The organism is Pseudomonas sp. EGD-AK9, assembly GCF_000465935.2.
GTDB lineage: Bacteria > Pseudomonadota > Gammaproteobacteria > Pseudomonadales > Pseudomonadaceae > Aquipseudomonas.
In genome coordinates this window covers 1-8,002 of the sequence record NZ_AVOF01000133.1, presented here as the reverse complement: position 1 = coordinate 8,002, position 8,002 = coordinate 1, and the positions used below count along the sequence as shown (strand labels likewise).

General features: G+C 67.0%; 7 protein-coding genes and 1 pseudogene. 6 read left to right on the top strand and 2 right to left on the bottom strand.

Features of this window, described 5'->3' with window-relative positions; translation table 11 throughout:
- The 6 genes from proC to N878_RS07690 all read left to right on the top strand — a co-directional run.
- Nucleotides 1-646, top strand: a 646-nt coding sequence (proC, locus tag N878_RS07715; protein WP_021443090.1) for a pyrroline-5-carboxylate reductase, incomplete at its 5' end; no start/stop codon positions are given.
- Between the two features lie 424 nt (nt 647-1,070).
- On the top strand, nt 1,071-2,498 hold the full coding sequence (gene arcD, locus N878_RS07710; protein WP_021443089.1) for an arginine-ornithine antiporter: 1,428 nt from the start codon (nt 1,071-1,073) through the stop codon (nt 2,496-2,498).
- Nucleotides 2,499-2,514: 16 nt separating this feature from the next.
- Entirely contained in the window at nt 2,515-3,765 is a 1,251-nt protein-coding gene (gene arcA / locus N878_RS07705) for an arginine deiminase (protein WP_021443088.1), read from the top strand.
- Between the two features lie 67 nt (nt 3,766-3,832).
- On the top strand, nt 3,833-4,843 hold the full coding sequence (locus tag N878_RS07700; protein WP_021443087.1) for an ornithine carbamoyltransferase: 1,011 nt from the start codon (nt 3,833-3,835) through the stop codon (nt 4,841-4,843).
- 59 nt (nt 4,844-4,902) lie between these two features.
- The gene (gene arcC, locus N878_RS07695; RefSeq protein WP_021443086.1) at nt 4,903-5,829 is read left to right on the top strand and encodes a carbamate kinase; all 927 of its coding nucleotides are present in this window, start codon (nt 4,903-4,905) and stop codon (nt 5,827-5,829) included.
- Nucleotides 5,830-5,879: 50 nt separating this feature from the next.
- Nucleotides 5,880-6,245, top strand: coding sequence for a DUF5064 family protein (locus N878_RS07690; protein WP_021443085.1), 366 nt, complete (start codon nt 5,880-5,882; stop codon nt 6,243-6,245).
- A 95-nt stretch (nt 6,246-6,340) separates the two neighbouring features.
- Here the strand turns inward: N878_RS07690 and lpdA are convergent, their stop codons facing one another.
- Nucleotides 6,341-7,741 carry a dihydrolipoyl dehydrogenase gene (gene lpdA, locus N878_RS07685; RefSeq protein WP_021443084.1) on the bottom strand — a complete coding sequence of 467 codons (1,401 nt, stop codon included), beginning with the start codon at nt 7,739-7,741 and terminating at the stop codon, nt 6,341-6,343.
- Nucleotides 7,738-8,002, bottom strand: a pseudogene (locus N878_RS28885) (MFS transporter); the annotation flags it as partial. The gene lpdA and the pseudogene N878_RS28885, both read right to left, overlap by 4 nt.

Below are 8,002 nucleotides of genomic sequence, written 5' to 3'. Positions count from 1 at the left end.
GGTGCCGGCCCAGCCCTTCGATCTGATCCTGGTCGCCACCAAACCCGGCCATGCCTGTCAGGTGCTCGGCGAGTTGCCCGACGCCCTGTGCGAGCACGCCGTGGTGGTGTCGGTGGCCGCCGGCGTCACCTGCGCCAGCCTCACCGCCGCCCTGCGCGGACGCTGCCCGGTGGTACGCGCCATGCCCAACACCCCGGTGCTGGTCGGCGCCGGCTGCACCGGCCTGTATGGCGACGCAGAGCTGGATAGCGGCAAGCGCGAACTGATCGGCCGCCTGTTCGGCGCCGTCGGCAGCGCCAGCTGGGTCGAGCGCGAGGAACTGCTGGACGCGGTCACCGCCATCTCCGGCAGTGGCCCGGCCTACTACCACCTGTTCAGCGAGGCGCTGGCCGATGCCGGCATCGCCCTCGGTCTTTCCCCCGAACTGGCCAGGACCCTGGCCGCGCAGACCGCCTTCGGCGCGGCATCGCTGCAGACCCAGGCCGGTGCGGACTTCGTCGAACTGCGCACGGCGGTGACTTCGCCCAACGGCACCACCGCCGCCGCCATCGCCGTCTTCGAACAGGATCAGGCCCTGCGCCGCCTGGTCGCAGCGGCGGCGCAAGCGGCCCAGCGCCGCTCCCAGGAGCTTTCCCAAGGCGCCTGACCGGCCACGCCAATTGGCGCGGCCAAGCGCGACACGGCTGCCTTCAGTGGGCTACCCGCCCGGTGTCGCGTTTCCTCCTCTCCGGGCTCGTTTCGAGTCCAGGCACCAGCCTACCCGGCCAGTGCAGCAGCGGGGCCATCCGCCCCGCTCGCCCCCCTCCCCGGTCGGCCCTGGCCGGGAGAAATTTTCATTTTGCCGTCCTTGCATTGCCATAAAAGCTGACTAGCGTTTCAACAGTCGGACGTCGCTCAACGCCCGGCGCAGAGCTGCCTTCCTGCCCCCCAGGTGCTCTTCAAAAACGGCTGATCGCTTTCGCGCAAGTGCGTTTGCGCAGTTGCCAGCAGTCCGATTGACGCAGATCAGCACGGCTGCCCATCCAAACGCGCTCAATACCGCAGTCGCTCCCCGACATGGAGGTAACGAGATGTCCGATTCGACCCAGAAACTGCGCCTGGCCGCCTTGATCGCCCTGGTGGTCGGCTCCATGGTCGGCGGCGGGATCTTCTCCCTGCCGCAGAACATCGCCGCCAGCGCCGGCGCCGGCGCCACCCTGATCGGCTGGCTGATCACCGGGGTGGGCATGCTGATGCTGGCCTTCGTGTTCCAGACCCTGGCCAACCGCAAGCCCGAGCTCGACGGCGGGGTGTACGCCTACGCCAAGGCCGGCTTCGGTGACTACATGGGCTTCTCCTCGGCCTGGGGCTACTGGATCAGCGCCTGGATCGGCAACGTCAGCTACATGGTGTTGCTGTTCTCCACCCTCGGCTACTTCTTCCCGGTGTTCGGCGAAGGCAACACCCTGCCGGCGGTGATCTGCGCCTCGGTACTGCTCTGGCTGCTGCACTTCCTGGTGCTGCGCGGGATCAAGGAAGCGGCCTTCATCAACACCATCACCACCATCGCCAAGATGCTGCCACTGGCGCTGTTCATCGTCATCGCCGCGGTGGCGTTCAAGCTCGACGTGTTCACCAACGACTTCTGGGGCAGCGGCAACCCCGAGCTGGGCAGCGTGATGGACCAGGTGCGCAACATGATGCTGGTCACCGTCTGGGTGTTCATCGGCATCGAGGGCGCGAGCATCTTCTCGGCCCGCGCCGAGAAGCGCAGCGACGTCGGCAAGGCCACGGTGATCGGCTTCATCGGCGTGCTGCTGCTGCTGGTGCTGGTCAACGTGCTGAGCCAGGGCATCATGGCCCAGGCCCAACTGGCCGGGCTGAAGAACCCGTCGATGGCCGGCGTGCTGGAGCAGGTGGTCGGCCCCTGGGGCGCCCAGTTGATCAGCATCGGCTTGCTCGTATCCCTGGCCGGAGCCCTGCTGTCCTGGACCCTGCTGTGTGCCGAGATAATCTACTCCTCGGCCAAAGATCACACGATGCCGGAGTTCCTGCGCAAGGAGAACGCCAACCACGTCCCGGCCAACGCCCTGTGGCTGACCAATGGGCTGATCCAGCTGTTCCTCATCGTCACCCTGTTCAACGCCTCCACCTACCTCAGCCTGCTGTACCTGGCCACCTCGATGATCCTGGTGCCCTACTTCTGGTCCAGCGCCTATGCGCTGCTGCTGGCCTGGCGCGGCGAGACCTACGAGACCGCCGGCGGCGAGCGCAACAAGGACCTACTGATCGCCCTGATCTCCACCCTCTACGCCGTGTGGCTGGTGTATGCCGCCGGCGTCCAGTACCTGCTGCTCTCCGCCCTGCTCTATGCCCCAGGCGCGATCCTGTTCGCCAAGGCCAAGCGCGAGCTGGGGCAGCCCATCTTCACCGGCGTCGAAAAACTGATCTTCGTCGTCGTGCTGATCGGTGCCGCCATCGCCGCCTACGGGCTGTACGACGGTTTCCTGAGTCTCTAGCGAGAAGGAGTTCGATATGTCCAAGAAAGCCCTCGGCGTCCATTCGGAAGCCGGCAAACTGCACAAGGTGATGGTCTGCTCGCCGGGCCTGGCCCACCTGCGCCTGACCCCGAACAACTGCGACGAACTGCTGTTCGACGACGTGATCTGGGTGTCCCAGGCCAAACGTGACCACTTCGACTTCATGACCAAGATGCGCGAGCGCGGCATCGAGGTGGTGGAGATGCACAACCTGCTGGAAGAGACGGTGAGAAATCCCCAAGCGCTGAAGTGGATTCTCGACCGCAAGATCACCCCCAACAGCGTCGGCCTCGGCCTGCAGGGCGAGGTGCGTTCCTTTATCGAGGGCCTGGAGCCGCGCAAGATCGCCGAGTTCCTCATTGGCGGGGTATCCGGCGCCGACCTGGTCAGGCACAAGGACTCCGACGCGGCGAAGATGTTCAACGCCTACCTGGGCGAGTCCAGCTTCGTCTTCCCGCCGCTGCCCAACACCCAGTTCACCCGCGACACCACCTGCTGGATCTACGGCGGCGTCACCCTCAACCCCATGTACTGGCCGGCGCGCCGCCAGGAAACCCTGCTGACCACCGCCATCTACAAGTTCCACCCGGACTTCATCGGCGAGCAGTTCGAGATCTGGTACGGCGACCCGGATCAGGATCATGGCGCCGCGACCCTGGAGGGCGGCGACGTGATGCCGATCGGCAACGGCACCGTGCTGATCGGCATGGGCGAGCGCACCTCGCACCAGGCCATCGGCCAAGTCGCCCAGGCGCTGTTCGCCAAGGGTGCAGCCGAGCGGGTGGTGGTCGCCGGGCTCGGCAAGTCGCGCGCGGCCATGCACCTGGACACCGTGTTCAGCTTCTGCGACCGCGACCTGGTGACCGTCTTCCCCGAAGTGGCCAACTCCATCGTGCCCTTCGTCCTGCGCCCGGACGAGAGCCGCCCCGGCGGCATCGACCTGCGCCGCGAGGACAAGTCCTTCCTCGACGTGGTCGCCGAATCGCTCAACCTGAAGAAACTGCGCGTGGTGGAAACCGGCGGCGACGCCTACGAGGCCGAGCGCGAGCAGTGGGACGACGGCAACAACGTGGTCTGCCTGGAGCCGGGCGTGGTGGTCGGCTACGACCGCAACACCTACACCAACACCCTGCTGCGCAAGGCCGGCGTCGAGGTGGTGACCATCAGCGCCAGCGAACTGGGGCGTGGCCGCGGCGGCGGCCACTGCATGACCTGCCCGATCATCCGCGACCCGATCGATTACTGAACAAGCCAGCCCCGGCGGTCATCCACCGCCGGGCGCCGTTTTCAGCTGCCCACAAGGAGAAAGAATCATGGCTTTCAACATGCACAACCGTAACCTGCTCAGCCTGATGCACCACAGCACGCGTGAGCTGCGCTACCTGCTCGACCTCTCGCGCGACCTCAAGCGCGCCAAGTACACCGGCACCGAGCAGCAGCACCTCAAGCGCAAGAACATCGCGCTGATCTTCGAGAAGACCTCCACCCGCACCCGCTGCGCCTTCGAGGTGGCCGCCTACGACCAGGGCGCCAACGTCACCTATATCGACCCGGGCTCCTCGCAGATCGGCCACAAGGAATCGATGAAGGACACCGCCCGCGTGCTCGGGCGCATGTACGACGCCATCGAATACCGCGGCTTCAAGCAGGAAATAGTCGAGGAACTGGCCAGCTACGCCGGCGTACCGGTGTTCAACGGCCTGACCGACGAATACCACCCGACGCAGATGCTCGCCGACGTGCTGACCATGCGCGAGCACAGCGACAAGGCCCTGCACGAGATCAGCTACGCCTACCTGGGCGATGCGCGCAACAACATGGGCAACTCGCTGCTGCTGATCGGCGCCAAACTGGGCATGGACGTGCGCATCGCCGCGCCCAAGGCGCTGTGGCCGAGCGACGAACACGTCGCCGCCTGCAAGCAGTTCGCCGAGGAAAGCGGCGCACGCATCACCCTCACCGAGGACGCCAAGGCAGCGGTCAAGGGCGTGGACTTCGTCCACACCGACGTCTGGGTGTCGATGGGCGAGCCGGTCGAGGCCTGGGGCGAACGCATCCAGGAGCTGCTGCCCTACCAGGTCAACATGGCCATCATGAAGGCCACCGGCAACCCGCGGGCCAAGTTCATGCACTGCCTGCCGGCCTTCCACAACAGCGAGACCAAGGTCGGCAAGCAGATCGCCGAGCAGTACCCGCACCTGAAGAACGGCATCGAGGTCACCGAGGACGTGTTCGAGTCGCCCTACAACATCGCCTTCGAGCAGGCGGAAAACCGCATGCACACCATCAAGGCGATATTGGTCTCGACCCTGGCCGACATCTGACGCCCTAGAACCGTAGCCCGGATGAAAGCCGGGCTACGGCCTCGAACAAGGAGAACACCATGCGACTCGTCATCGCCCTGGGCGGCAACGCCCTGCTTCGCCGCGGCGAAGCCATGACCGCGGAAAACCAACGGGAAAACGTGCGAATCGCCTGCGAGCAGATCGCCAAGGTGGCGCCCGGCAACGAACTGGTGATCGCCCACGGCAACGGCCCGCAGGTCGGCCTGCTGGCCCTGCAGGGCGCCGCCTACGACGCCAGCAACCCCTACCCGCTGGACGTGCTCGGCGCCGAGACCGAAGGCATGATCGGCTACATGATCGAACAGGAGCTGGGCAACCTGCTGCCGTTCGAGGTGCCCTTCGCCACCATCCTCACCCAGGTCGAGGTGGACAGCGCCGACCCGGCCTTCAGGAAGCCGACCAAGCCGATCGGCCCGGTCTACGACAAGGCCGAGGCCGAGCGTCTGGCCGCCGAGAAAGGCTGGAGCATCGCCCCGGACGGCGACAAGTTCCGCCGCGTGGTGGCCAGCCCCCGGCCACAGCGCATCTTCGAGATCCGCCCGATCAAGTGGCTGCTGGAGAAAGGCAGCGTGGTGATCTGCGCCGGCGGCGGCGGCATCCCGACCATGTACGACGGCAACAAGCTGCGCGGCGTCGAGGCGGTGATCGACAAGGACCTGTGCTCGGCGCTGCTGGCCGAACAGCTGGCCTGCGAGCTGCTGGTGATCGCCACCGACGTCGACGCCGCCTATGTCGACTGGGGCAAGCCGACGCAGAAATCCATCGCCGCCGCCCACCCCGACGAGATCGACAAGCTCGGCTTCGCCGCCGGCTCGATGGGGCCGAAGGTGCAGGCCGCCTGCGAGTTCGCCCGCAACACCGGCAGCACCGCGGTGATCGGCTCGCTGGAAAACATCGAGGCCATCGTCCAGGGCTCCTCGGGCACCCGCATCAGCCTGGACTGCGACGGCATCCGCTACCACTGACCCCGGCGCGGGGCCATGACCCCGCTCGCCACGTTGCAGGGACGTTCAGCATGTTCACCCCAGGCCATCTGCACCGCGACAACCTCGACCGCCCGGAAAGCCTGCGTCTGGCGCCGCCCTTCTCCGTCGACTTCTACTACCAGGTGCGCCAGGACCCGGCGCAGGGCCCGATGCTGCATATGCGCCTGGTCGGCGAGGTGCAGGGCCGGCATTTCGACGAGGAGTTCGAGCTGCACCGCGACGTCGCCTTCAACTTCGCCAGCGCCGCCACCCGCGTCGCCGCCCGTCACGGCCTGCCGATCAACGCCAGCCCGGTGATGCGCGGCCACGACGAGTACGACAAGGTGTTCGCCGATATCCGCGCCAAGCTGCATGCCAAGCCGGGCGAAACGGTGAATCTCGATCACGTGCTGTGAACGCCGTAGCCCGGATGAAATCCGGGCTGGCTGATCGACGCACAACGCGCGTAGCGCCTGCCGGACACTCGGCGCTGCCGGCGCGCAGGGCGCCCCTATGCCTGCATGGTCCAGCCGTGCACGCCCATCGCCGCCTGGCGCCCGGCCTCCGAGCGGGTCGGGTGCGGATGGCAGGTCAGGGCGATGTCCTCGGCCGAAGCGGAGAACTCCATGGCCACGCAGTATTCGCCGATCAGCTCGCCGACGCTCGGGCCGATCATGTGCACGCCGAGAATCTGATCGGAAGTGGCGTCGGCGAGAATCTTCACGAAGCCTTCGGTCTCGTGGTTGATCTTCGCCCGGCTGTTGGCGCTGAAGGGGAACTTGCCGACCTTGTAGGCGCGGCCTTCGGCCTGCAGCTCCTCCTCGCCCTTGCCGACGCTGGCCACCTCCGGGCGGGTGTAGATCACCCCGGGGATCACCCCGTAGTTGACCTCCGCCGCATGCCCGGCGATGCGCTCGATGCAGGCCACCGCCTCGTCCTCGGCCTTGTGCGCCAGCATCGGCCCGGAGGTGACGTCGCCGATCACCCACACGCCGGGCACGCCACTCTGATGTTTGTCGTTAGCGAGCATGCCGCGCCGGTCGGTGCTCAGGCCGACGTTCTCCAGCCCGAGCCCTTTGGTGTAGGGGCGGCGGCCGATGGCCACCAGCACGTAGTCGGCTTCCAGGCTTTCCGCCGCGCCGCCGGCGGCCGGCTCCAGGCTCAGGGTCACTCCCGACTTGCCGGTCTTGGCAGCGGTGACCTTGGTGCCGAGCTTGAAACTCATGCCCTGCTTGCCCAGGGTGCGCTGCAGGGTCTTGGCGGTCTCGCCATCCAGCCCGGGGCAGATGCGCTCGAGGTATTCCACCACGGTGACCCGGCTGCCCAGGCGGCGCCACACCGAGCCCAGCTCCAGGCCGATCACCCCGGCGCCGATCACCACCAGGTGCCCTGGCACCTCGGGCAGCGACAGCGCGCCGGTGGAATCGAGGATGCGCTGGTTGTCGATCTCCACGCCCGGTAAAGGCGTCGGTTCGGAGCCGCTGGCGATGACGATGTTCTGCGTCTCGAGCAGGCGTTCGCCGCCCTCGTGCAGCTTGACCTGCACCCGCCCCGGGCCGTCGATGCGCGCCCAGCCCTTGACCCACTCCACCTTGTTCTTGCGAAACAGGAATTCCACGCCCTTGGTCAGGGCTTCGACGCTGCCTTCCTTCTGTTTCATCATCTGCGGCAGGTTCAACTGCGGCGTCACCTCCACCCCCAGCGCACTCAGTTCGCCGCCGGCCGCCGCCTCGTACAGCTCGGAGGCATGCAGCAGGGCCTTGGACGGCATGCAGCCGACGTTCAGGCAGGTGCCGCCGAGGGTCTCGCGGCCCTCCACGCAGGCCACCTTGAGCCCCAGTTGGCCGGCGCGGATGGCGGCGTTGTAGCCGCCGGGGCCGGCGCCGATGATGACCACGTCGTAGCTGCTCATGACGAAACTCTCCTTGCCTCGGAAAATGCGCTCGGGCGGGCGCGCAACAGATGGAAGCCGGTGAACGCCAGCGCGGCGAACAGGGCTTGCAAGGCAACCATAGGCCAGGCCGAGCCATCCTGCAGCCAGGCCAGCAACAGGCCGCTCACCGTCGCCCCGCTCATCTGCGCGAAGCCCATCAGCCCGGCCGCCAGCCCGGCGCGCTGCGGGTTGGGAAGCACCGCGCCGGCCACCGCAGCCGGCAGCAGCATGCCGCCGCCC